At 69.3% G+C, this 22,676-nt stretch carries 22 protein-coding genes; 9 read left to right on the forward strand and 13 right to left on the reverse strand.

Annotated features, from left to right (window positions below):
• Positions 1-738, reverse strand: a 738-nt coding sequence (locus ABJF88_19520) for a HAMP domain-containing protein (protein MEP0549130.1), incomplete at its 3' end; no start/stop codon positions are given.
• Between the two features lie 279 nt (positions 739-1,017).
• On the opposite strand from ABJF88_19520, the gene ABJF88_19525 reads away from it, so the two are divergent.
• On the forward strand, positions 1,018-1,476 hold the full coding sequence (locus ABJF88_19525) for a hypothetical protein (GenBank protein MEP0549131.1): 459 nt from the start codon (positions 1,018-1,020) through the stop codon (positions 1,474-1,476).
• Positions 1,477-1,481: 5 nt separating this feature from the next.
• Positions 1,482-1,808, forward strand: a complete 327-nt coding sequence (locus ABJF88_19530) for a hypothetical protein (GenBank protein ID MEP0549132.1) — start codon at positions 1,482-1,484, stop codon at positions 1,806-1,808.
• A 4-nt stretch (positions 1,809-1,812) separates the two neighbouring features.
• Here ABJF88_19530 and ABJF88_19535 read toward each other — a convergent pair whose 3' ends face one another.
• Positions 1,813-2,022 (reverse strand): hypothetical protein, encoded by a 210-nt coding sequence (locus tag ABJF88_19535; protein ID MEP0549133.1) that lies wholly within the window; start codon positions 2,020-2,022, stop codon positions 1,813-1,815.
• Between the two features lie 113 nt (positions 2,023-2,135).
• Here ABJF88_19535 and gluQRS point away from each other — a divergent pair, with 113 nt between their 5' ends.
• Positions 2,136-3,125 carry a tRNA glutamyl-Q(34) synthetase GluQRS gene (gluQRS, locus tag ABJF88_19540; GenBank protein ID MEP0549134.1) on the forward strand — a complete coding sequence of 330 codons (990 nt, stop codon included), beginning with the start codon at positions 2,136-2,138 and terminating at the stop codon, positions 3,123-3,125.
• Between the two features lie 87 nt (positions 3,126-3,212).
• On the opposite strand, the gene ABJF88_19545 is transcribed toward gluQRS, so the two are convergent.
• The 4 genes from ABJF88_19545 to ABJF88_19560 all read right to left on the reverse strand — a co-directional run bounded on the left by ABJF88_19545 (position 3,213) and on the right by ABJF88_19560 (position 8,023).
• Positions 3,213-4,526, reverse strand: coding sequence for a hypothetical protein (locus ABJF88_19545; protein ID MEP0549135.1), 1,314 nt, complete (start codon positions 4,524-4,526; stop codon positions 3,213-3,215).
• Between the two features lie 42 nt (positions 4,527-4,568).
• On the reverse strand, positions 4,569-5,177 hold the full coding sequence (locus ABJF88_19550) for a YceI family protein (protein ID MEP0549136.1): 609 nt from the start codon (positions 5,175-5,177) through the stop codon (positions 4,569-4,571).
• Between the two features lie 252 nt (positions 5,178-5,429).
• Positions 5,430-6,002, reverse strand: a complete 573-nt coding sequence (locus ABJF88_19555; GenBank protein ID MEP0549137.1) for a YceI family protein — start codon at positions 6,000-6,002, stop codon at positions 5,430-5,432.
• Positions 6,003-6,232: 230 nt separating this feature from the next.
• Entirely contained in the window at positions 6,233-8,023 is a 1,791-nt protein-coding gene (locus tag ABJF88_19560) for a DEAD/DEAH box helicase family protein (GenBank protein MEP0549138.1), read from the reverse strand.
• Between the two features lie 232 nt (positions 8,024-8,255).
• On the opposite strand from ABJF88_19560, the gene ABJF88_19565 reads away from it, so the two are divergent.
• From ABJF88_19565 to ABJF88_19575, 3 genes are read left to right on the forward strand one after another with little or no spacing between them, the layout of a single operon-like run.
• Positions 8,256-8,441: a hypothetical protein gene (locus ABJF88_19565; GenBank protein ID MEP0549139.1), complete on the forward strand. Its 186-nt coding sequence runs from the start codon at positions 8,256-8,258 to the stop codon at positions 8,439-8,441.
• A gap of 59 nt (positions 8,442-8,500) precedes the next feature.
• Entirely contained in the window at positions 8,501-8,686 is a 186-nt protein-coding gene (locus ABJF88_19570) for a hypothetical protein (GenBank protein MEP0549140.1), read from the forward strand.
• Between the two features lie 56 nt (positions 8,687-8,742).
• Positions 8,743-9,405, forward strand: coding sequence for an NAD(P)H-binding protein (locus tag ABJF88_19575; GenBank protein MEP0549141.1), 663 nt, complete (start codon positions 8,743-8,745; stop codon positions 9,403-9,405).
• Between the two features lie 2 nt (positions 9,406-9,407).
• On the opposite strand, the gene ABJF88_19580 is transcribed toward ABJF88_19575, so the two are convergent.
• Positions 9,408-10,331 (reverse strand): LysR substrate-binding domain-containing protein, encoded by a 924-nt coding sequence (locus tag ABJF88_19580; protein MEP0549142.1) that lies wholly within the window; start codon positions 10,329-10,331, stop codon positions 9,408-9,410.
• Between the two features lie 142 nt (positions 10,332-10,473).
• Between ABJF88_19580 and ABJF88_19585 the strand changes: the two genes are divergently transcribed.
• Together ABJF88_19585 and ABJF88_19590 are read left to right on the forward strand one after the other, a co-directional pair.
• Positions 10,474-12,024: a catalase gene (locus tag ABJF88_19585; protein ID MEP0549143.1), complete on the forward strand. Its 1,551-nt coding sequence runs from the start codon at positions 10,474-10,476 to the stop codon at positions 12,022-12,024.
• A gap of 67 nt (positions 12,025-12,091) precedes the next feature.
• On the forward strand, positions 12,092-12,586 hold the full coding sequence (locus ABJF88_19590) for an ankyrin repeat domain-containing protein (protein ID MEP0549144.1): 495 nt from the start codon (positions 12,092-12,094) through the stop codon (positions 12,584-12,586).
• Positions 12,587-12,595: 9 nt separating this feature from the next.
• On the opposite strand, the gene ABJF88_19595 is transcribed toward ABJF88_19590, so the two are convergent.
• Entirely contained in the window at positions 12,596-14,353 is a 1,758-nt protein-coding gene (locus tag ABJF88_19595; protein MEP0549145.1) for an aldehyde dehydrogenase family protein, read from the reverse strand.
• Between the two features lie 802 nt (positions 14,354-15,155).
• Between ABJF88_19595 and ABJF88_19600 the strand changes: the two genes are divergently transcribed.
• A complete protein-coding gene (locus tag ABJF88_19600) occupies positions 15,156-15,977 on the forward strand; it encodes a hypothetical protein (protein ID MEP0549146.1) in 822 nt (273 codons plus the stop codon).
• 209 nt (positions 15,978-16,186) lie between these two features.
• Here ABJF88_19600 and bshB1 read toward each other — a convergent pair whose 3' ends face one another.
• The 5 genes from bshB1 to leuS form a co-directional block, all read right to left on the reverse strand.
• Positions 16,187-16,954: a bacillithiol biosynthesis deacetylase BshB1 gene (gene bshB1, locus ABJF88_19605; GenBank protein MEP0549147.1), complete on the reverse strand. Its 768-nt coding sequence runs from the start codon at positions 16,952-16,954 to the stop codon at positions 16,187-16,189.
• Between the two features lie 34 nt (positions 16,955-16,988).
• Complete coding sequence (locus ABJF88_19610; GenBank protein ID MEP0549148.1) at positions 16,989-18,362, reverse strand: cation:proton antiporter; 1,374 nt, start codon at positions 18,360-18,362, stop codon at positions 16,989-16,991.
• A gap of 209 nt (positions 18,363-18,571) precedes the next feature.
• Positions 18,572-19,159, reverse strand: coding sequence for a TIGR00730 family Rossman fold protein (locus ABJF88_19615; GenBank protein MEP0549149.1), 588 nt, complete (start codon positions 19,157-19,159; stop codon positions 18,572-18,574).
• Positions 19,160-19,173: 14 nt separating this feature from the next.
• Positions 19,174-20,019: an SDR family oxidoreductase gene (locus ABJF88_19620; GenBank protein MEP0549150.1), complete on the reverse strand. Its 846-nt coding sequence runs from the start codon at positions 20,017-20,019 to the stop codon at positions 19,174-19,176.
• 8 nt (positions 20,020-20,027) lie between these two features.
• On the reverse strand, positions 20,028-22,598 hold the full coding sequence (leuS, locus tag ABJF88_19625) for a leucine--tRNA ligase (protein MEP0549151.1): 2,571 nt from the start codon (positions 22,596-22,598) through the stop codon (positions 20,028-20,030).
• Positions 22,599-22,676: the final 78 nt, after the last annotated feature.

Raw genomic sequence — 22,676 nt, forward strand, 5'->3', positions numbered from 1 at the left:
CAAGTCGCCGTTCGCCACGGCCGTCGTGACCTCGGCGATGTTGCGAACTTGGGCCGTGAGGTTCGACGCCATCGAGTTCACGTTGTCGGTGAGGTTCTTCCACGTCCCCGAGACGCCGGGCACCTCGGCCTGCCCGCCGAGCTTGCCCTCGGCGCCGACTTCGCGCGCCACGCGCGTCACTTCGCTCGCGAAAGCGGACAGCTGGTCCACCATCGTGTTCACGATTTTGCCGGTGCGCAGGAACTCCCCGCGCATCGCCCGGCCGTCGATCTCGAGGTCCATCTTCTGTGACAGGTCGCCTTTGGCGACGGCGCCGATCACGCGCTCGACCTCGTGGACGGGCTGCCCGAGGTCGAAGATGAGCTCGTTGACGGAGTCGACGATGGAGCGCCACCCGCCGGTTGCGCCGGAAATCGAGGCCCGCTCCGCGAGCCGTCCCTTTTTGCCGACGGCGTCGGCGACGCGGCCGAGCTCGGCCGTCATCTCCTCGTTCTGCGCAATCACGGTGTTGAGCGCGTCGGCAACGCGCGCCGCCGTCCCGTTTTCGTCCACGACGAGGCGGACTGAGAAGTCGCCCTTCTGAACGGCGGTGAGCACGTCGAGGAGGGCGCGCGGGGTGATGCCCCGGAGGCCGTCGACCTCGGCGGCAGGCGCCTCGGTGGAGCGGGGCGCTTTCGCACTGGACGCGGCCGGAGCGTTCGCGGGGGGAGTCGTCGTCGAGCTCTTTTTCGTAGCCATCGGAGAAGGTCTTGCGAGAAGAGAGAAGAGGGAGCGGACGTGCGTAACCGTCGCGGGGCTATCACGCCGAGCGCAGCAAAGCAATGACCACGCCAGCTACGGACGAGACGGAGCCGCAGCGGAACGCATGCTTTCGTAGGTGCCCGAACGAAGCGGAACGCCCGGTGCGAGTCCCTCGTCGCGGGGGAAGGATGTGTTAGCGCGGGGCGAGTTGGCTCTGTGCTGTTCCCTCCCTATCATTAAAAAGTTCCCCGTCCTCGCCCGTCGGCCCGGTTCGTCATGCGTCGTCTCCCGTCCCCTCTCCGGCACACCAGCGTGCTCGTCGTCGTGCTCGCCGCGACGCTCGCGATGGCCGCGGGATGCGCCCCTACGATCGCGCCGTTCAGCGAGCGGGCGTACGAGCAGGCCGTCTCGCTCAAGGTGGAGGCGCTCGCGCTGATGGGCGACGCCACGGAGCCGTTCGAGGTCCACCGCGCTGAGGTCGAGGCGCTGCGCCTCGACCTCGCCAAAGCCTACGAGTTCGCGCACGGCCGCCCGAAGAACGGCCTCTCGGCCCGGCAGTGGGCCGTCCTCGCCGACCCTGAGCGCAACCTCCTCGGCGGCTTCCTCGCGCGATGGGAATCCGCGGGTTCGCTCTCGCCCGTCTTCACGGCGGAAGCGCAGCGGCTCGTCGCCGACGCCTTCGACACCATCATTGGGCTGGAGAGCGGCAAGCTCCGCCCCACCGATGTGGAGTGACCGACATGCCTGACTTCGCCCTTTTTCGCGACACCCTCCTCGACCGCCTCCGCATGCTCGTCGAAGAGGAATGGGACGAGGTCGCGGCCGCCGCGCTCGACGACGGCCGCGCGTTCGTCGCCACGGCCGAGGCGGACCTCGCGCGGTGGACGGCCCTGCTCGAAGCGGGCGACCTCACGCCGGAGGACTTCACGTGGCTCGTGCAGGGCAAGCGCGACCTCGCCGAGTTGGAGGCGCTGAAGCAGGCCGGCCTCGGCCTCGCCCGGCTCGACCGCTTCCGCTCGTCGCTGCTCGACACCGTCGTCGGGACCGCGTTCGACGTGTTTCTCTAGCGGCTCAGCCCGGCTTCTTTCCACCGCCGCCGCCGGTGCTGCCGCCGCCGCCGCCCTGCACGGTCCGCTTCTGCTTGAGGCGGCCCTCCTTGAGGTTGTCGTCGCCGGTCTGGTCGCGGTCGGAATTGTCGGCGCTCGTGCCGGTCACAGAGTTCTCAGCCACGTCGTCGGCGGAGCGGGTCTGGAGATTGCGTTCGGGGGATTGGTCGGCCATGAGAGGAGAGAAGTGAAGTTGGAGAAGGGAGCGAGTGATACGGTCCCGCCTCGCCGGGGTTCGGCCGGGCGTCTGCTGGAACCGGGCGGCGTCCCGTTCGGTAGCGCGGTCCCATGACGGATTCCTCCCTCCCCCGTGGCCGCTTCGCCCCGAGCCCGACCGGGCTGCTCCACGTCGGCAGTGCGCGGACGGCGCTCGCGGCGTGGCTCTCCGTGCGGAGCCGGGGCGGCGCGTTCCTGTGGCGGATCGAAGACCTCGACCCGCCGCGCGCCATCGCCGGAACCGCCGAGGCAGCGCTGGAGGACTTGGGCTGGCTCGGGCTCGACTGGGACGAGGGGCCGGACGCGGGCGGGCCGCACGCGCCCTACGTGCAGTCCGAGCGCTACGCTCTGTACGAAGCGGCGCTCGACCGGCTCGCCGAGGCAGGGCGACTGTTCCCCTGCCGCGTCTCCCGCAGCGACCTCCGCGAGATCGCCTCCGCGCCCCACGGAGTGAGTGGGTTGCCGCCGTATCCGCCGTCGCTCCGCCCCGCATCGCTCCCCCTGGACTGGCTCGCCCGGCTCCGCGCGAAAGAGGACGCCGACGCCGCGCTCCGCTTCCGCGTTCATGACGCCGTCGTCCGGTTCGAGGATCGCGTGCAGGGTGTCGTCGAGGAGCGCGTGAGCGCGTCGACGGGCGACTTCGTCCTCAAGCGCCGCGACGAGCTCTTCGCGTACCAACTCGCCGTCGTCGTGGACGACCTCGCGATGGGCGTCACCGAGGTCGTGCGCGGCGCCGACCTGCTCGACTCGACGGCGCGGCAGGTCCAGCTGATCGAAGCGCTCGGCGGCACGCCGCCGGCCTACGCCCACCTCCCGCTCGTCGTGAACGCCGAGGGCGAGAAGCTCTCGAAGCGCGACGAGGGGCTGACGCTCCGCAGCCTTCGCGCCGCCGGGGTCGTGCCCGATTCCGTCGTCGGCGCGCTCGCCCACTCACTCGCACTCGCCGACGCGCCGACGCCGGTCTCGGCGCGGGCGCTCGTCCCCCGCTTCCGCTGGGGCGCCGTCCCGCGCGATCCGTGGCGGCTGCCCGACGACTTCGCGGAGCGGCTTCGACGCGGGTGAACGCAAGGCGGCCCCGACTCACTGGGAGCCGGGGCCGCGATCGCTCGGGCGGTCGGAGGAGGAGAGCCGCCCGAAGGGGCTGCGCGGTTAGAAGCTGATGGCCGCTTCGACGACGACGCCGTTGAACTCGGCCCCTTCGTATTTGGCGTTGCCAATGAAGCCGTCACCGCTGTAGGACTGGTTCACGTACTCCACCTTCGTGAGGACGTTCTCCGTGAGGAACCAGCCGCCGCCGACGTTGAAGCGCGAGATCTCCTGGTCGGGGCCGCCGTCCATGGTGCTTCCGTTGACGGCATTGTATCGGCCGCCGAGGTAGAAATCACGCTCCGAGCCGAACCGGAGGAGCAGTTCGCCGCCGAGCTGCGTGAAGGCGCCGCGGTTGGTCATGACGCCCGCCACCTCGGCCTCGCCGCCGCCCATGCTCCGCTCGAACACGCCGAAGAACTCGACGCCCAGGTTCTCGGCCACATCGTACTGCACGAACGGGTTGATCTGGACGGCCGTCTGGTGCGGGAAGCCGGGATTGAAGCGGGGCAGGAAGTCGCTGGGCCGCGCCTCGTCGATGACTTCGAGGACGTTGTAGTAGCGGGCACCGGCGCGGTCGCCGCCGTAGAGGTAGTCGCGCGTGCCGTCTTCCGTGCTGTGGTAGACGGACCCCGTGAGGCGGGCGCGGAGCGTTTCGTTGATCTGACTGTCGTAGCCCAGCTTGCCGTACACCGCGACGCCGTTGTCACCCGAGACCGGGCTCTGGTTGAGGCGGCCGTTCGTGATGCCGGCGACACCGATGAGCCCGTTGCTCAGCACGGTCGCTTCCGCGAACGGCTCCGTGGTGAAGGAGTCCATGAGGTAGTTGCCGACGAACGGGTTGAACATCACGTCGGCGTTGTCGGAGCGGCGGAAGTGGACGTCGCCGTAGTTGGGCTGGTCCATGCCGAAGCGGAGCCGCGCGACGTCCATCACGCCCGCGAGGAAGTCCTCCTGGATGAAGTTCAGGTTGTCCACCTGGAAGTAGCCACCCTTGACGTAGGCCTCGGTGTGGTGGCGCGACGAGAGGTAGGTGCGGAGGTGCATCCGCATCCCGTTCGCGATCTGGACGTCGACGTTGAGGTTCGCCGTCGGCAGCGCGAAGTTCGGCGCGAGGTCGACGAGGTTCGTGGAGTCGTTCGACTGGCTCAGGCCCTGGAACTGGATGGCGAAGTCGCCACCGACGTGGACTTTCAATCCGTCAAACGGCGTGATCTGGATGCCCTGTTGCTGCATGTGGGCTTGCTTGGGGATCTCGAACATGTTGACGCCCGCCTGGCCCGCAGGCCGGTAGTACTCCAGGCTGGTGGCTTGCTGCGCGAAGGCACTCCCGGTGAGGAGGAAAAGCGCGATGAGGAGGGTGAGATGGCGTTGCATGGTAGGAAGGGTTGAGGGTGGGTTGGTGCGGGGGTAAAGGGGCTAGTTGGCCCCTGCCGTCGAGGCCAGGAGGTCGAACCGCACCACGATGTCGTCGTGGGCGCGGACGAGTCCGAGGAGGCCGCTCGGGGGGTCGATGTCGAAGTCGGTCATGCGGAGGGCGTGGCGGCCCTGGATGCGGACGCGGCCGTCGGCGAGCCGCTGCCCGCGCGCCGTCACGACGACGGGGCGCTGCGCGCCGGCGAGCGTGAGCGTGCCCCACACCTTCACCGGCGTCCACTCCGAGGCGGCGGCCGAGGAAAGGACTTCGGCGTGGCGGAGCGCGAAGCGGACGGCGGGGTACGCCTGGCCCTTGAGGGCTTCGTAGAAGTCGCGGTTCATCTGGCGGACGCCGCAGTCGAAGGCGCGCACGGGGATGACGACTTCGGCGCGGAGGTCGGCCTGCCGCGCCGCGTTCATCGCCACCTCGTCGACGGACCCGGACCCGGCGACTTCAGAGGCGGCGCACGTGAACGCGCTCACCGTCGAGGTCCCGTCGATCCAGAACCGGCTGGCGTCGCGGACGGTGTACTGCGCCTGCGCCGTCGCCGCCGCGCCGAGGAGGGCGAGGGCGAGGAGGAGCAGGAAGGCGGTGGCGATGCGGGGAGTCATGGTGCGGTCCGCCGAGGCGGGGTAGAGCGCGGTGAGCAATCGCGAGCGAGGGGGTCGTCATCGCTCGTACCCAAGAAACGGAGCCTGGAGCGCACCCTTTGCCGGTCCATCCCTACCCGGCGGTGCATCCCTTCGCTACCCCCCGCGTCGGCCCTTTCCCCAGGTCCGTGTGGGGCGTTCCCCCGCAACGCAGCAGGGCCCCCGGTCGAAACCGGGGGCCCTGCCACGGGCAAGCCAGAGGATGGCGACGTGTTAGCGGCTGACGGTGGCGTCGAAGTGGACGGTCACCTGGTCGCCGGTCTTGAGCGTGCCGAGGAGCGCGGTCGGCGGGTCGACGCCGAAGTCGGTCATCTTGAGCGCGTGCTGGCCGGTGAAGCGGAAGCGGTTGCCGTCGATCGCCTTGCCCTTCACCTCCATCTGCGCGGGCCGCGTGGTCCCGGCGATCGTGAGCTGGCCCGTCGTGCGGATCGTGATCCAGCCCTCGGCGGCGGGCGCGCCGAGCGTGGCGCTCGTGAGGGTGTAGCGGATGGGCGTCGAGCCGAGCGCGTCGCGGAGCTTCCCGTTCATCGTGCCGTTGTCGCAGTCGATGCCGCGGACGGGGACGGCGAGGGTCGTGCCGCTGAGTTTGGCCAAGCCGTTCTCGCCCGCCTCCGCATCGACGGCACCGGCGAACTGCGCGACCTGGCATTCCCAGTCGTGGACGCTGGAGGTGCCCTCGACCCAGATCTTGCTGCTGGACTCGAAGGTGTACGATTGGACGGCCCAGCCGGCCACGCCGAGGGCGAGGAAGGCGAGGGCGACGGTCAGGAGGAGGGAGCGTTTCATGGCAGTGCGGTGGAGATGGAAGGAAGTCGGCGGACGCCGGAGTCCATCGCAGCGTCCGATCCAAAGCAACGAATCCCCAGGGCCGCCCACTGCCGGTGCATCCCTAAGCCACGGTGCAGCACTTCACCACGCCCTGCGCGGGACCGATCCTCAGGGCCCCGTAGGGGAAATCCTCGCACGGGCCTACCCCGACCGGCGCCCGGCCCTTACGGCATGCCCCCGCCCTTCGCTCAGAGCAGCCGCCCCGACCGCAGGCAGCGCTCCAGCCACTCCTGTTTCTTCTCGAGTTCGCCGAGGCTGAGATCGCCCTGCGACTTCGCGAGGCGGAGCTTGGCGCGGGCGTGGATCTCCCGGACGTCCACGCTGAGGCCGCGCCCCTGCAGGAAGAACGACAGCTCCGACGCGAGCCGGGCGCACTCCTGCCGCAGCTCCCGCTCCCGCTTGTTCACGTCGATCACCTGCTCCGCCTCCGGCTCCGGCGCGGGGATCTCGCGGTGAAAGGTGCTCGACGAGCGGACGTAGCCGGGGAAGAGCTCGAGGGAGTGCGTGCGGATGTCGCGGTGCTGCACGCTCGTGAGTTCCCACGGGGACTGCTCGCTCGGCGCGGCGGCCGGGGCCTCGCGCGCGGCCTGCTGCTTCCGCATCTTCACGCCGATCTGCTCCTCGGCCGTGATCCACTCCAGCGTGTGCACCACGTCGGAGTCGTTCGCGGCGTAGATGTCGCAGCGGTTCTGATCGTCGGAGAACCCGTCGAAGTAGCGCATGCCGCGGAAGACCTGCTGCATCGTCTTCGAGTAGGCGCGGACGAGGTCGGCTTTGACGATGACGGAGATCGGCTTGATGTCGGTGCCCTCACCGATCATGTCCACCTGCACCATCACGTCGAGCCGGCCGTCGCGGTACTGCTGCAGCAGGTCCTCGCGCTCGGGCGCCGGCACGTCCTGCCCGATGCGGGCGCTCGCGAACGCGGGGAAGCGGGCGCGGACGAAGTCGAGGATCGCGGCGGCGTGGCGGTTGCTCATCCCGATGACGAGCATCTGGTGGTTGCGGAACGGGCCCTTCGCCGCGTGCCCGGAGCGGACCATCTCCTGCTGCAGCGTCTTCCGCTTCTCGGCGAAGCGCTCGAACGCCGGCCCGAGGAGCGTCTCGAGGTAGACGTCGTGAAAGCGGAGCTTGCGCCGGGCGAGGTAGACGTCGACCTCCTTGCTCGTCCGCCCGAGTTCCGCCATCGCCGAGAGCGACATCTCGACCTCCTCGCCGGTGTCGCCGCGCACGAGCTTCAGCCGGTAGTCGACGACGTGGGCGTCGACGCGCTTGAGGATCTTTCCCTCCTCGTGCGCATCGCGCATCGTGACTTCGTGGAGCGCCTCGTAATACTGGTCGCCGTCGTCGCCGACGTGGAAGGGGACGCCGAAGAGGGTCTTGTTGTCGCTCCGCATCGGCGTGCCGGAGAGGGCGACACTCGCCGTGTGGGGGAACTGCTCGATCTTCTGCGCCCACAGCCCGTCCTCGGAGAGGTGGTGGACTTCGTCGAACACGAAGAGGCAGCGCCCGCGCCGCGTGTATTCGAGGAGGGCCCGGTGCCCGCCCTCGCCACTCGCGTACTGGTACGTCGTGATGATGATGTCCGTGCTCAGGTTCTTGAGGAAGACGCGCTCGGAGTCGGCGATGCAGAACGAGAGGGGCGGCGCGCCGAGGTGGCGGAAGACCTCGGCGAGTTCGTCGGGGTCGGCGTACTGGTCGCGGAGGTTGCCACGGGGGACGAAGACGACGAGCTTGTCCGCCACGCCGAGCGCGCGTGCGACGAGAAACGAGGCGAGCGCGGTGATCGTTTTCCCGTAGCCGGGGACGAATACGCCGAGGTGGTTCGTCTCGCCGCGCTCGAACGCCTCGGCGAGCTTCGTCAGGAATGCGGCCTGCCCGCGCCGGAAGCGGAATCCGTGGGAGAGCGTGATGCCGGGGAGGCCGTCGGTCGGGGCGTGCGCGGGGGGGACGGGCGGGAGGCGACGGGCAGTGGACATGCAGGCGGGAACGCAGGGCGGGGCGGGCGGGGACGCAACATACCACACCGCGACGGGGTGCGGAAGCGGGGCGACGGCGAAGCTTTTCGCAACACGAAACCGGACCGGAAGCGGTCCCGGAAGCGCTTCAAGATTAACTCTGTGTTCAGGAAGCGCTTCGATTGCCGCCGTGCGGCAACACCCGTCGATACCCCTCGTTGATGCGCTTCCCCACTACGAAACTCCCGTTGTTATGAACATCATCCGCTATATCGACCGCGTCCTCTGGGCGACCCGCATGGGCTCGATCACGACCCCGACCCACTGGGGCCGCTGCTCGCACTGCGACGAGACCCTGCCCTGGGTCACCCCCACGCAGAACGGCGACCTCTGCTGCACCCGCTGCGGCCACGACCAGTCCCACCCCTCGAACGGCTGACAGCGAGACGGGCGCTCCTCTCTCCCCGTTCTTGCCGCCCTTCACGAACCCGCACCGAGATGAACCTGCTCCGCGACTTCCGCCGCGCGCTCCGCGCCGGCCGTGCCACCGCCTTCCACGCCCATGCCTACTGGGGCCGCTGCTCGCACTGCGAGACGACCGCGCCGTGGGTCACGAACGTGTGGACGGGCGAGTACCGCTGCACCCAGTGCGGCCACGACCAACTCAGCTCGAACGACGCCTGAACCGCTGAACTTCCCGAGCGTTGGCGCGTGTCCACGGCCCACCCACGCCGCCGCCTATGTCCGCTCGCATCGCCCTCGTCGCCGGAGCCACGGGGCTCGTCGGTAGCCACCTCGTCCGCCGCCTGCTCGACGCCGAGACGTGGGGCCGCGTCGTCACCGTCGGCCGCCGCCCGCTCGACCTCGCGCACCCGAAGCTGGAGCAGCGGACGCTCGACTTCGACCGGCTCCCGCACGTCGAGGACTTCCCGGCGTCGCACACCGCGTTCTGCTGCCTCGGGACGACGATCAACGACGCCGGCTCGCAAGAGGCCTTCTGGCGCGTCGACCACGACTACGTCGTCGCCTTCGCGCGCGCGGCGGTGGCACACGGAGCCGGGCAGTTCCTCGTCGTCAGCGCGATGGGCGCGGACGCGGGCTCGCGGATCTTCTACAACCGGACGAAGGGCGCGATGGAAGAGGCCATCGCCCGGCTGCCGTTCGAGGCCGTGCAGATCCTCCGCCCTGCCCTCCTCCTCGGCGAGCGCGACGAGAACCGGCCGGGCGAAAAGTTGTCGCAGCGGCTCATGCAGCCCGTCGCCTCGCTCATGGCCGGGCCACTGCGGAAGTACCGCCCCATCAGCGCCGACGCCGTCGCCGCGGCCCTCGTCGCGGCGGCGCAGATCCGCGCGCTCGGCGTCCACGTCTACGAGTCCGACGAGTTACAGCGGGCCGCCGGTTAACCTCAGAGGTCCGACCGTATCGCTTCGAGCCACGGCTCGACCGTTTCGGTGACGACCTCGACGTAGGCGTCGATGAGCGCGCGCTTGAGGTACGCCCGACCGTAGACCACCCGCACGTCACGCTTCGGCATGGGCTTGACGAAGGGGCGGACGTGACGCCGCTCCGCATCCCCCATCGGCAAGGTCCCGAGGTAGGGTAGAAGCGTGACGCCACCCGCCCGGTCGACCATCATCCGAAGCGTCTCCAGATTCCCACTCTCGAACCGGATCGGCCGCGCACTGCCGCTCCCCGTCGCCTGCGCGCAGAGGTCGCGCACCTGTTCGCGGAAGCAGTGGCCCTCGCCGAGCAGCCACATATCGTCTAGCGAGAGGGCGTGCGGATCCGCCGTATCGGCGGCGGCGAGCGGGTGGTCCAGTCCGACGTAGGCCACGAAGGGCTCCGTGAACAGCGTCCGCACGACCACCCCCGGCCGCTCCTCCGCCGTCGCGATGAGGCCCGCATCGAGACGGTCCGTCGCGAGGTGGTCGAGGATGGAGTCCGTCAGGAGTTCGCGGACGACGACGGTGACCTGCGGGTAGCGCGCGGCGAACGGGCCCGTCACGAGCGGGAGGAGGTAGGGCGCGAGCGTCGGGATCACACCGAGGCGGAGCTCGCCGGCGACCTCCCCCCGCGCCTCGGCCACGAGTTCGCCGACGCGCTCGCTCTCGCGCAGCACGACGCGGGCCTGCGCGATCACACGCGCCCCCACGTCGGTCGGGAGCACGGGCTTCCGGCTCCGATCGAAGAGCTGGAGGCCGAGTTCGGCTTCGAGCTTGTGAATCTGCGCGCTCAGCGTCGGCTGGGAGATGAAGCAGTGCCGGGCGGCCCGTCCGAAGTGGCGGTGCGTGTCGACGGCGACGACATAGCGAAGCTGGGTGAGCGTCATGGGCGCGCGGGCGGGATCGGGATAGGGTGGAGATAAAGGATAGGCGCACTCTATCTAATCATACACATAGTCGATTTGACCTATGCGCGATCTGTTCCTACTCTCCTTTCCTCTTTCCCCTCGCCCCAGCTCACGACCGCCCATGGCTACCGACCCGACCAAGAAAGACGGCCCCCTCCTCACCACCGCCGATGGCGCCCCCATCGCCGACCAGGAGAACGCGCTCACTGCCGGCCCACGCGGCCCGCTCCTCATGCAGGACGTGGTCCTCCAAGAGCAGATGCAGCGGTTCAACCGCGAGCGCGTGCCCGAGCGCGTGGTCCACGCCAAGGGCTCTGGCGCCTACGGCACGTTCACCGTCACGAACGACATCACGAAGTACACGCGCGCCGCGCTGTTCTCGGAGGTCGGCAAGGAGACCGAGATCTCGATCCGGTTCTCGACCGTCGCCGGTGAGCGCGGTGCAGCCGACGCTGAGCGCGACCCGCGCGGCTTCGCCCTCAAGTTCTACACCGAGGAGGGCAACTGGGACCTCGTCGGCAACAACACGCCGGTGTTCTTCGTGCGCGACCCGTACAAGTTCGCCATGTTCATCCACTCGCAGAAGCGGCACCCGCACACGAACCTCCGCGACGCCGACATGCAGTGGGACTTCTGGAGCCTCTGCCCCGAGAGCCTCCACCAGGTGACGTGGCTCTTCGGCGACCGCGGCATCCCGAAGACGTACCGCCACATGAACGGGTACGGCTCGCATACCTACTCCCTTATCAACGCCGAGGGCGAGCGCGTCTGGGTCAAGTTCCACTTCAAGACCGACCAGGGCATCGAGTGCCTCACCAATGAGGCGGCCGCCGACCTCATCGCGCAGGACCGCGAAAGCCACCAGCGCGATCTGTGGGAGGCCATCGACAACGGCGACTTCCCGACGTGGACGGCCTACATCCAGGTGATGACGCAGGCCCAGGCCGCGGAGGTCGACTACAACCCGTTCGACCTCACCAAGGTGTGGCCGCACGGCGACTTCCCGCTCATCGAGGTCGGCACGCTGGAACTCAACCGGAACCCGCAGAACTACCACCACGAGGTGGAGCAGGCGGCCTACAACCCGAGCTCCCTCGTGCCCGGCATCGGGCCGAGCCCGGACAAGATGCTCCAGGGCCGGCTGATGAGCTACCAGGACGCCCACCTCTACCGCATCGGCGTTAACTACCGTGACCTGCGCGTCAACCGCCCTCGCGTGCCCGTCCGCAGCTACATGCGCGACGGCCAGTTCGGCGGCCAGCTCGACGAGGGCACCGGCCACCCGAACTACTACCCGAACTCGGTCGAAGGCGCCCCGCGCCCGGACCCGAGCTACGCGGAGCCCGCGTGGCACCTCGGCGACGTGACCGTCGAGCGCTACAACTCCCGCGCGGACCACGACGACTTCTCGCAGGCCGCCGCCCTCTACCACCTCATGAGCGATGAGGAGAAGGAGCGGCTCGTGCAGAGCCTCGCCGGCTCCCTCGCGGGCTGCAAGCGCCAAGAGATCGTCGACCGCCAGTTCGCTCATTTCGACAACGTCGACGAGGCGTACGGCCGGCGCGTCCGCGAGGCCGTCGCGGCCGTCCGCAGCGGCGGCGACGGGCAGTCGGCCGAGGCCGCGATGGCCGTGCGCGACGCCGTCCCCGAGGGCCAGGCCCAGCGCGACTGAGCCGTCCCCTCCGTCTGAACCCGTGGGGGCGATGCGCACGCGTCGCCCCCACCTGTTTGCATGTCCTATGCCCGAGCCCATCGACCTCCAGAACGTCGACTACCACGAAATCGCCCGGCGGGGCGATACCGAGGTGCTCGGCGTCTTCCTCGACGCCGGCCTCAACCCCGAGCTGCGGAACGAGAAAGGCTATACGCTGCTCATGATCGCGGCCTACAACGACCAGGCGGACATGGTGCGCCTCCTGCTCAATCACGGCGCCGACCCCGACGCGCCCGACGCCGGCGGCAACACGCCACTGATGGGGATGGGCTTCAAAGGCTACACCGACCGTGCCCGCCAACTCCTCGACGGCGGCGCGAACCCCGACGCTCGCAACGGCGCGAGCGCGACCGCGCTCCACTTCGCCGCCCTCTTCAATCAGCCCGACCTCGTCGCCCTCCTGCTCGCGCGCGGCGCCGACCCGGCGCTCACCGACGCCCAGGGCCGGACCGCCGCCGATTACGCGCGCGGCAACGGCTTCGACGCCATCGCCGAGCAGGTCGAAGCGGAGCGGCCGTGATCGAAGCCGCTACTTCTTGAAGCGCTGGACCAGCTTGTCGATCTGCGCGTCGGGCATGGGGAGGACAGAGGCCGACGGCTTCTCCGGCGGTTTAGCCGGGCTGCCATCGCCACCGGCGGATGCGCTCGAAACGGGGCTGCTGCCCGCGCGGTCGCGGAGGCGCGCTTCGATCTCGTCCATCCAACTCTTGCCGCCGTTCGATGCGATCTGCGAGGCCGGACGCCGGGCGCTCGGCGTAGGACGCGGGGCCGAGCGACCGGACGGCTTCGACGCGGCGAGCGGCTCGCCCTGCGGCGAGTTCAGCGGGGCCGTCTCGAAGGCGAGGCGCTTCACGTTGAGCAGGTGCATCGGCGAGATGTTGTCGCTCGTGATCGAGCCGCCGATCGTGCCGGGGCCGAGCGTCATCGCCGGGAACAGCGCCGTCGTCAGCCCGACCGAGCCGAGCGCGGCGACGGTGTTGACGACGATGCGCATCGACGGCTTTTCGAGGGCGAACCGCTCGATCACGTGCTGGCTCTCGGCGTGGACGGCGAGCGTGTGGCCTATCCCGCCGAAGTGGAGGATCTCGATGCACGTCTCGCACCCCGCCTGCCACCCGTCGGCGACGTAGAACGAGAGCACCGGCGCGAGCGTCTCCATCGAGAGCGGCTCCTCGCGCCCCACGGCGTCGACCTCGGCGATGAGCGCTTTCGTGCCGTCGGGGACGGAGAACCCGGCCATCTCGGCGATCCGCTTCGGGCTCTGCCCGACGATGTCCACGTTGAGGTGGCGGCCGTCGGGCGCGACGGTCTTCCGCAGCTTCGCCGTCTCAGCGTCGGAGCAGAAGTGGCCGCCGCGCTGCTGCAATTCCTTCTTCAGCTTGTCGCGGATCGGGAGGTCGGCGACGACGGAGCGCTCGGTCGAGCAGAGCGTGCCCCAATCGAACGAGGTGCCCGTGAGAATGTCGGCGGCGGCCTTCGCGAGGTTCGCCGAGCGGTCGACGTAGGCCGGGACGTTCCCACTGCCGACACCGTAGGCAGGCTTCCCCTTCGAGTACGCGGCACGGACCATCGCCCCGCCGCCCGTAGCGAGGATGACGTCGGTGTGTTTGTGTTCGAGGATTTCGTTCGTCCCTTCGAGCGTGACCTCGGTCATGCAGCCGAAGAGGCCCTCGGGCGCGCCCGCCGCATACGCCGCCTCGGCGACGACGCGGAGCGCCTCGGCCGTGCAATTCTTCGCGCGGGGGTGCGGGCTCATCACGATCCCGCACCGCGCCTTCGCCGAGATGATGGCTTTGTACATCGCCGTCGCCGTCGGATTCGTGCTCGGGATCAGCGCGGCGACAACGCCCATCGGCGTGGCGACCTTCCAGATTTTGCCGTCCTCGGACTTCTCGATGACGCCGGCGGTCTTCATCCCGCGCATCCGTTCGTGGAGCGTGCGCGTGGCGAAGAGGTTCTTCTCGCGCTTGCTCTCGGGCTTGCCGAAGCCGGTCTCGTCGTGGGCTAGCTGCCCGAGCCGCATCGCCTCGCCCGCGCCCGCCTCGCACATCGCATCGACGATGCGGTCGACCTGCTCCTGGCTGGCGGTGGCAAACTGTTTCTGCGCGGCGTGCGCCCGCTGCAAGAGGTCGCGGGCTTGTTGGATCGAGCGGAGGTCGGCGTCCATCGGGATACGGAGTGGCGAGTCAGGAACGAGGGGCTCCGAAGATAGCCACGGCCGGGCGACGTGGGCGGCACCGGGCGCAGCGGTCTTCGCGGAGCCGCCGAGCGGGTCGGCGGCACTCAAAATATGGGGAGGACCCCCCGCCCCACCACAGGCAGAGGGTCCTCCCACCCCACCACAGACGCTGGCCCAAATCAGCGCCTGTGCTTTTAGACATGTTCCCACCCAATCATCAGGGACCCGGATCGCTGATCGCTGCTGTCCCTGTCTGCTCTCCTCCTATCAAGGCCCGTTCCAACCCTGCCTACCCCCCTTCAGCCTCCCGAAGCGTCGTCCACCGTTTCCCTCCGCCGCAGCCGAGGGGGTTACGCCCGGCGGGTGTCTCGGACCGCGTGTCGAAGTGATACGGCTTCGCTGGCTCGTGGGCCGTTTCGTCTCACTGACGGGTAGGCGAGTCCCCCGTGCCGAAGGGGTCGAGGTACGGGCGCCATAGCCAAGCGCTCAGAGTCTTAGCTCCAATCTCACGGGAGCGCGCGCGGGCGTGCTCGCATCGGCGCGCAGGCTCCGGGACCGCGAGGCAACGGGATTCCGGTTTCAGCCGAGTTTTACCGACGCGATCGCGTTGCAATCCCTGTGGGTAAATACCTGTGGTGCACCCTTTGATAAAGTGCTGCCCGGACGCGAACTTCGGCCTTCGCTCTGTCCTCACTCCCACGCCCCGGCGTGCGTTATGAGAACAGGTCTGGTCCCGTCAAGGGGAGACGGACCACGACGTGAGGTCAGGCGGCGTCCTCGGATACGTCCATCGCCCGGTGCCCACCTGCATCGGGACCTACGATCTAACATGAGCAATCGGCTGCGGCACGTTTCTCCCCGACCCACCGCTCGCCCTCCAGCTGCGCGGAAACCCTACGCCCTCCTCCCCATGGACATCGCCGGACCGGAAGACGAACGACCCGGCGACGAGGTAGAAGGCATCCGCTACTTCGACTTCAGCGCACCACGCCCGCCGAGTGCGAACGACGCCGGACCCGACCCGTTCGCACAGGAGGGCCTCCCCGATTCCCACGAGAGCGCTACCCCGGATGCATCCCCTCGCGACGCAGAAGGAGGCCCGACGCGAGACATGGAACAGGAGGCGGTACCGACCGACCCGTTCGAGTTCGCCCTCACCGGCCCTCCCCCTGAGCATCCCACGCCGCGACGGAGGCGGGACAGGCTAGGGCTCGATCCGCTCGGCCGTGAGCCCATTGAGCCCGCCGCCGAACCGAGAGCCGAACGGGCTGCCGGATCGGCGAACGAGCCCCCGCCTCTCGTCCGCTTCTTCGAGCTCGCATCGCTGTTCGAGCCGAGCGATGCTGAGGCCGCCTCCCGCGAGCGCTTCGCCGCCGCCTTCGACGCGGCACGTGCCGAGCCCGAGGAGGGCTTCCTCGCGATCGCGCTCCGCATGCCCCCGCACGTCCCCGCCTCCGTACACTTCCCGATCGTCGCCGATGGGATCCGCGCCGCGCTCCACCCCGGCGACGCCCTCCTCTCCGACGACGACCGGCTCCGCCTCGTGGCTGTGCTACGTGGGCGTCAAGCCACGGACGCGCACGCCCTCTTCGCCCGTCTCAAGGACCACCTCCGGGCGTGGGTCGACGAGGCGGACGACGTGCTGCGCGCCATCTCCGCCCTCGCCGCTCCGGACGGGCGCCCCTTCGAAGACGCCTCCGCTTTCCTTGCGAGCGCCTTCGACGCCGGCTGACCTTTTGCAAGAGAGCTTCACGTTTGAGGAATACGCAACGCTGCCGATACTCGTTGAAGGTATTCTCCCCAAACGTCTTACGCTCATGGCTCCCTACGTCTCCTTCGCGCTCGGCACCGCACTCCTCGTTGGCGTGAGCTTGCTCGTGCGCCGTCGCCCGGCCCCCCGATTCTCCGTCGAAAACGACGACATCGCCTGGCTGTAGCGCTTCACCGGAAGCGCTTTTCACCGCCGAGCGTGCGCATCAAGTCCTGCACACCCACCGGGCCGTGCCGGTAGAGCAGCGGCTCCCCGAAGGTGGCGCCGGTGCGGTAGCCGTAGACCCGCGCCCGCGCCTCGACCCACCGGAAGAAGTCGGGGTTGGAAATAAACGTCTCGGGCTCGTCGTCCCCGGTGACATAATCCGGGTTGAAAAACTGGCTTTTGAACGCCTGCAGCGCCGCGGTCCGCTGCTCCCACACGTCCGTCACGTCCACGACGAACGTCGGCTCGAACTCCACGGTCTGCATGTAGTGGAGGACGTGGCTCGGCCGCCACGGCTCCTGCGGGCTCCCGTCGACCTCGAACGTGGCGAGCTTGCTCAGCCCGCTGTAAAAGAGCGCATCGGTGGAGAGGCGCGCGGCGGCTTCGTGGTCCGGGTGCCGTTCTTCGAGGGCGTTGACGATGACGATGTGCGGGCGGTAGCGGCGGACGAGACGGACGAGCGCGTGCTGGTTCTCCTTCGTGTTCTGGATGTCGCCATCGGGGAGGCCGAGGTTGTCGCGGGCCGCGAGGCCGAGGATCTCGGCGGCGGCGGCGGCCTCCTCCATCCGCCCCTCCGGCGTGCCCCGGCTGCCGAGCTCGCCGCGCGTGAAGTCGACGACGCCGGTCGCGTAGCCGTCGCGGGCGAGGACGCACATCGTGCCGCCCGCGCAGAGCTCCACGTCGTCGGGGTGGGCAGCGAGGGCCAGGACGTCGAGGGTAGGAAAATCGCTCATCGGAGATGGGGATTCGGAGAGGCCGGCGAGCGGGTCACACGCGGCGCTCGCTCCGGGGTTCGCTCCGGGGTTCGGGGTCGTCCTCCATCTCGTGGGCCTCTTCCTCTTCACGGTCGGAGCGTCCGGCATACCAGTTCATGATCGGCGTCACGGACGTCCCGTGGAGCACGACGCTCGCCGTGATCGTGAGGAGGACGACGCCGAGGATGCTGCCGGAGAAGAGGTCGTAGACGCCGTGGTTCTCGGCGTACATCAGGTAGTAGATCGAGCCGATCCCCCGGATGCCGAACCACGCGATGAGTTCGCGCTGGAGCCCCGTCGTCGGCGAGCCGAGGAGGCCGAGCCACACCGAGACCGGACGGATCACGAACAGGAGCGCGGCGACGAAAAGAAAGGCGTTCCACGAGAAGTCGGCATACGTGAGGAGCGTCCCGACGAGGATGACGAGGGCGACGCCGCCGATCCGTTCGAGCTGCTCGGCGAACCCGAGCACGGCCGACGCCATGTACGCCGGGACGACATCGCCGTCGGCGCCGACGCCCTCCTTCTCCCCCTCGCGCGCGAGGGCCTCGATCTCCTCGGCCGGCTTGTCGCCCGTGTGGCGGCGCTCCTCGAACCGGAGGGCGAGCCCGGCCGCGAACACGGCGAGGAAGGCGTAGGTGTGGGCGAAGATGGCCACGCCATAGCTCAGCGCGACGAGCCCGAGCGCGAGGAAGTCGTCGAGCCCCACGGCCTCCTCCTGCTCCCGCCGGAGGTGGACGACGAGCCGCCCCACGGCCATCCCGAGGAGCGCGCCGATCCCGATCCCGCCCGCGATCCTCCACCCCAGGTCCACCACGACCCACTTCCAGCCCCAGTCGCCGAGCTCGTGGAGGCCAAGTAGACCGAGGCCGAGCATCACGAAGGGGAACGCCGCGCCGTCGTTGAACCCGGCCTCGCCGGTGAGGCTGAAGCGGAGGCGGTCCCGGTCGTCGGGGTCCTCGATCTGCACGTCGGAGGCAAGGACGGGGTCGGTCGGCGCGAGGACGGCGCCGAGGAGGACGGCGGCCCCGATGGGGAGCCCGAGCAAGAAGACACCCGCGAGGGCGACGAGCCCGACGGTGAGCGTCATCGAGATCGTCGCGAGGCGGAGCGGGAGCTTCCAGCGGCCGTCGTGGAGCGGCGTGCGGAGCTTGAGCCCGGCCGCGAAGAGCGAGAGGATGACGGCGACCTCGGCCAGCCGCTCCAGCACCGACGCCCGCTCGATGGGGTCGATCGCGAGGAGCCCGATGCCGAGCGGCCCGATCGCCACGCCAACGAGGAGGTAGAGCTGCGCCGTCGAGAGTGGGAGCCGCTTCAGGAGGGTGTTCGCGAGCGCCATCAGCGTCAGCACGAGCCCGGCGACGAGGAACCAGTAGTTAAAATCCATGCGGCCGAGCGAGGAGAGATGGGAGCGACAGCGCGTGCTCTCTCACGACGCACCGCCCGTTCGGTTCGGTCCACGAACCTATCTATCCCACATAGTATGCTGTCATCCTGAGCGTAGCGAAGGATCTCTCCCACCCAGGCAACCAAGTTGGCATTCAGCAGATTCTTCGCTTCGCTCAGAATGACATATCTGGCGTCTTCGGATGTCCTCTAAATCTCGTCGGGGTCGAGCCAGCGGGGCACGTCGGGCGGTGTCCACGCCGCGAGCGCGTCGAGGAGCGCGGCGGGCGTCTCGGCCACGAGCAGCAAGTCGCGGTGGGCAGGGCGCACGAAGCCCTCGGCGACCGCGTGGTCGACGAACGCGAGGAGGCCGTCGAAGTAGCCCGCCACGTTGAGCAGGCCGACGGGTTGCCGGTGGATGCCGAGCTGCACCCACGTCCACACCTCCATCAACTCCTCCAGCGTCCCGATCCCGCCGGGGAGCGCGACGAAGCCGTCGGCGAGCTCCGCCATCAGCGCCTTCCGCTCGTGCATCGTGTCGACTTTGTGCAGCGCGGTGAGACCGGTGTGGTCCACCTCGCGGGCCGCGAGCGCGTGCGGAATCACGCCGATCACCTCCCCGCCCGCGTCGAGCGCAGCGTCGGCGACGAGGCCCATCATCCCCACGCTCCCGCCGCCGAACACGACGCGGATCCCGCGCTCGGCGAGGAGCGTGCCGGTGGCCCGCGCCGCCTCCGCATAGTCCGAGCGGACGCCGGCGCGGGAGCCGCAGTAGATACAGAGGGAACGGAGCGGCATGGGACGAGAGCGGTTTAGGCCCACGCGGCGCGGTAGTCGGCCGCGAAGGTGGCGAAGGAGGTAGCGGGCCGGCCGAGGAGGGCGGCGAGGTCGTCAGTGACGCGGGCGGCGAGGCCGAGGCGGGCGACGGTGTAGATCCCCGTCATCACGAGCACGAACGGCAGCGGTTCGCCCTCGCCGAGCTTCCGCCACGCGAACGCGAGAGCGCCGGGCCGGGCGTAGTCGATCCGCCGGCCGAGCACGTCCGAGAGCACATGTGCGACTTCGAAATGGTCGATGGCCGTCGGCCCCGTGAGGTCGAGCGCGCGCTGTGCCGGGCCGCCCGCGCCGAGCACGAGCGCCGCCGCCTCGCCCACGTCGCGGGCGTCGACGTAGCTCACGCGGCCGTCTCCGGCGGGGACGAAGACGGTGTCGCGCTCACGGATCTCGGCCGCGTTCTGCTCGGCGAGGTTCTGCATGAAGTTGCTCGCCCGGAGGAGGGTGTACCCGAGCGGCGAGGCTTCGAGCCGCTTCTCCGTAGCCCGGTGCGGGAGGAGCGGGTTCCGCTCGGCCCCGAGCACGGAGAGGAACGCGACGTGCCCCACCCCCGCCGCCTCGGCCGCGTCGACGACGGGGTTGACGAAGCGCGCGGCGTCGGAGATCGCGGGCGGTCGCAGGAGGAACAGCCCGTCGGCCCCGGCGAGCGCGGGCGCGAACGTCTCCGGCCGCGTGAAGTCGAAGGCGACGGCTCTCGCGCCGTCCGGCAGGTCGGCCTCCACGTTGCGGACGGCCGCGACGACCTCGTGCCCGTCCGCCACCGCACGCTCGGCGACGGCGCGGCCGACAGTGCCGGTTGCTCCCGTTACGACGATGCGCGCCACGCCACCCCTCAGCTCACGACGAAGTTGACGAGGCGGCCGGGCACGTAGATCTCCTTCCGCACCGTACCCTCGGCGAGGTAGCGCGCGACGTTCTCCTCGGCGCGCGCCGCGTCGAGCACGGCGTCCTTCGAGGCGTCGGCGGCGACGCGGACGGTCCCGCGCAGCTTGCCCATCACCTGCACGGCGATCTCGACCTCGTCCTCTTTGAGGTACTGCTCGTCGAGCTGCGGCCACGGGGCATACGTCAGGCTGTCGCCGTGGCCGAGCCGGTCCCACAGCTCCTCGCCGATGTGCGGCGCGAACGGGGCGAGGAGGAGCACGAAGTCGTCGAGGAGCGCTTTCGGCGTCGCATCCCACTTCGTGGCTTCGTTGACAAACTCGATCATCGCCGCAATCGCCGTGTTGAAGCGGAGGCCGTCGATGTCGTCGGTGACGCGCTGGATCGTCCGGTGGAGCAGGCGGAGCTGCTCTCGCTGGGGCTCGGCGTCGGAGATCTCCTGCTCGGTGACGAGCCGCCACGCCCGCGCGAGGAAGCGGTGGACGCCCTTCACGTCGTCGGTCCGCCACGGCTTCGTCTGCTCGAGGGGCCCCATGTACATCTCGTAGAGCCGCAGCGAGTCGGCCCCGTACTCCGCGATGATGTCGTCGGGGTTGACGACGTTGCCGCGGCTCTTCGACATCTTGTGCGCCCGCGACTCGACCTCGACGTTCGGGTCGGCCTTCAGCACAAACCGGTCGCCGCGCTTCTCGACTTCGTCCTCCTCGACCGTGCTCGCCACGCCGTCGCGGACGACGGTGTACTCGACTTCGCCTAGGATCATGCCCTGGTTGACGAGCCGCTCGAACGGCTCCTTCGTCGAGACGACGCCCGCGTCGTAGAGGACTTTGTGCCAGAACCGGGCGTAGAGCAGGTGCAGCACGGCGTGCTCGGCTCCGCCGACATAGAGGTCGACCGGCATCCAGTACTGCTCTTTCGCCGGGTCGACGAGGGCGCGGTCGTTGTCGGGGTCGAGGTAGCGGAGGTAGTACCAGCACGAGCCGGCCCACTGCGGCATCGTGTTCGTCTCGCGCCGCGCCGACTCGCCCTCGAACGTGGTCTCGACCCACTCGGGGATCGTCGCGAGCGGGCTCTCACCGGTGCCACTCGGCTCGTAGCGCTCGACCTCCGGTAGCATCACGGGGAGGTCGGATTCGGGGAGCGGCTGCGGCTCATCGTCGACGAAGACGATGGGGAACGGCTCGCCCCAGTAGCGCTGCCGGCTGAAGAGCCAGTCGCGGAGCTTGTAGTTGATCTTCCGCCGACCGACGCCCTCGCTCTCCAACCACTCGGTGATTTTGGCCTTCGCCTCCGCCACGCCGAGCCCGTCGAGCTTTACGCCGCGCTGGGCGATGTTCGCAATCGCGCGGTCCGACGAGTCGGAGTTGATGAGGGTGCCGTCGCCGGTGTACGCCGCCTCGTCCACGTTGCCACCCGAGACGACCTCGCGGATCGGTAGGCCGTATTGCGTGGCGAAGGCGTAGTCGCGCTCGTCGTGGGCGGGCACGGCCATGATCGCGCCGGTGCCGTAGCTCGCAAGGACGTAGTCGGCGACCCAGATCGGGATGTGGAAGCCGGTGACGGGGTTGACGGCGTGTGCCCCCGTGAAGACGCCGGACTTCTCTTTCTGCAGCTCGGTCCGTTCGAGCTCGGATTTCCGCGCGGCGGCGTCGCGGTAGGCGTCCACGGCACCGCGCTGCTCGGCCGTCGTGATCTCCTCGACGAGCGGGTGCTCGGGCGCGAGGACCATGTATGTCGCGCCAAAAAGGGTGTCGGGCCGCGTCGTGAACACGCGGATGTCGGTCTCGGCGTGGCCGAAGACGGGGAAGTCCACCTCGGCCCCTTCGCTCCGCCCGATCCAGTTCCGCTGCATCTCCTTCAGCGAGTCCGGCCAGCCGAGATCGTCGAGCCCGTCGAGGAGGCGTTCGGCGTAGGCCGTGATTTTGAGCATCCACTGCCGCATCGGCCGGCGGACGACGGGGTGCCCGCCGCGCTCGCTCCGCCCGTCGATCACCTCTTCATTCGCGAGGACGGTGCCGAGCGCCGGGCACCAGTTCACCGCCACCTCGGCCTGATACGCGAGACCCTTTTTGTAGAGTTGCAGGAAGATCCACTGCGTCCAGCGGTAGTACTTCGGGTCCGTCGTGTCGACCTCGCGGCTCCAGTCGTACGAGAAGCCGAGCATCTTGAGCTGCTCGCGGAAGCGCGTGATGTTGCGCTGCGTCGTCTCGCGCGGGTGCGTCCCTGTCTCGACGGCGTACTGCTCGGCCGGCAGCCCGAAGGCGTCCCACCCGATCGGGTGGAGCACGTTGAAGCCCTGCATCCGCCGCGCCCGCGCGATGATGTCGGTGGCGGTGTAGCCCTCGGGGTGGCCGACGTGGAGCCCGGCGCCGGACGGGTAGGGAAACATGTCGAGGACGTAGTACTTCGGGCGGGCAGCGTCGAAGCCGGCGTCGCCGGGGCCGGGCGTCTTGAACGTCTCGTGCGCGTCCCAGTGGCGCTGCCACTTGGGTTCGATCTCGTCGAAGGGATAGCCTGCCATGTCGGGTCGGGAATAGGGCGGTCGAGAGGGGGCGGAAAGCTACGGTGCGGCGCGCTCGATGTTCGTGCGGGCACGGTG

Source organism: Rhodothermales bacterium (assembly GCA_039944855.1).
GTDB lineage: Bacteria > Bacteroidota > Rhodothermia > Rhodothermales > JANQRZ01 > JBBSMX01.

What these genes read in the sequence shown, in the direction of transcription:
- ABJF88_19525 (MEP0549131.1), top strand. Translation starts at nt 1,018, where the DNA reads ATGCGTCGTCTCCCGTCCCCTCTCCGGCACACCAGCGTGCTCGTCGTC.
- ABJF88_19530 (MEP0549132.1), top strand. Translation starts at nt 1,482, where the DNA reads ATGCCTGACTTCGCCCTTTTTCGCGACACCCTCCTCGACCGCCTCCGC.
- ABJF88_19535 (MEP0549133.1), bottom strand. Translation starts at nt 2,022, where the DNA reads ATGGCCGACCAATCCCCCGAACGCAATCTCCAGACCCGCTCCGCCGAC.
- gluQRS (MEP0549134.1), top strand. Translation starts at nt 2,136, where the DNA reads ATGACGGATTCCTCCCTCCCCCGTGGCCGCTTCGCCCCGAGCCCGACC.
- ABJF88_19545 (MEP0549135.1), bottom strand. Translation starts at nt 4,526, where the DNA reads ATGCAACGCCATCTCACCCTCCTCATCGCGCTTTTCCTCCTCACCGGG.
- ABJF88_19550 (MEP0549136.1), bottom strand. Translation starts at nt 5,177, where the DNA reads ATGACTCCCCGCATCGCCACCGCCTTCCTGCTCCTCCTCGCCCTCGCC.
- ABJF88_19555 (MEP0549137.1), bottom strand. Translation starts at nt 6,002, where the DNA reads ATGAAACGCTCCCTCCTCCTGACCGTCGCCCTCGCCTTCCTCGCCCTC.
- ABJF88_19560 (MEP0549138.1), bottom strand. Translation starts at nt 8,023, where the DNA reads ATGTCCACTGCCCGTCGCCTCCCGCCCGTCCCCCCCGCGCACGCCCCG.
- ABJF88_19565 (MEP0549139.1), top strand. Translation starts at nt 8,256, where the DNA reads ATGAACATCATCCGCTATATCGACCGCGTCCTCTGGGCGACCCGCATG.
- ABJF88_19570 (MEP0549140.1), top strand. Translation starts at nt 8,501, where the DNA reads ATGAACCTGCTCCGCGACTTCCGCCGCGCGCTCCGCGCCGGCCGTGCC.
- ABJF88_19575 (MEP0549141.1), top strand. Translation starts at nt 8,743, where the DNA reads ATGTCCGCTCGCATCGCCCTCGTCGCCGGAGCCACGGGGCTCGTCGGT.
- ABJF88_19580 (MEP0549142.1), bottom strand. Translation starts at nt 10,331, where the DNA reads ATGACGCTCACCCAGCTTCGCTATGTCGTCGCCGTCGACACGCACCGC.
- ABJF88_19585 (MEP0549143.1), top strand. Translation starts at nt 10,474, where the DNA reads ATGGCTACCGACCCGACCAAGAAAGACGGCCCCCTCCTCACCACCGCC.
- ABJF88_19590 (MEP0549144.1), top strand. Translation starts at nt 12,092, where the DNA reads ATGCCCGAGCCCATCGACCTCCAGAACGTCGACTACCACGAAATCGCC.
- ABJF88_19600 (MEP0549146.1), top strand. Translation starts at nt 15,156, where the DNA reads ATGGACATCGCCGGACCGGAAGACGAACGACCCGGCGACGAGGTAGAA.
- bshB1 (MEP0549147.1), bottom strand. Translation starts at nt 16,954, where the DNA reads ATGAGCGATTTTCCTACCCTCGACGTCCTGGCCCTCGCTGCCCACCCC.
- ABJF88_19610 (MEP0549148.1), bottom strand. Translation starts at nt 18,362, where the DNA reads ATGGATTTTAACTACTGGTTCCTCGTCGCCGGGCTCGTGCTGACGCTG.
- ABJF88_19615 (MEP0549149.1), bottom strand. Translation starts at nt 19,159, where the DNA reads ATGCCGCTCCGTTCCCTCTGTATCTACTGCGGCTCCCGCGCCGGCGTC.
- leuS (MEP0549151.1), bottom strand. Translation starts at nt 22,598, where the DNA reads ATGGCAGGCTATCCCTTCGACGAGATCGAACCCAAGTGGCAGCGCCAC.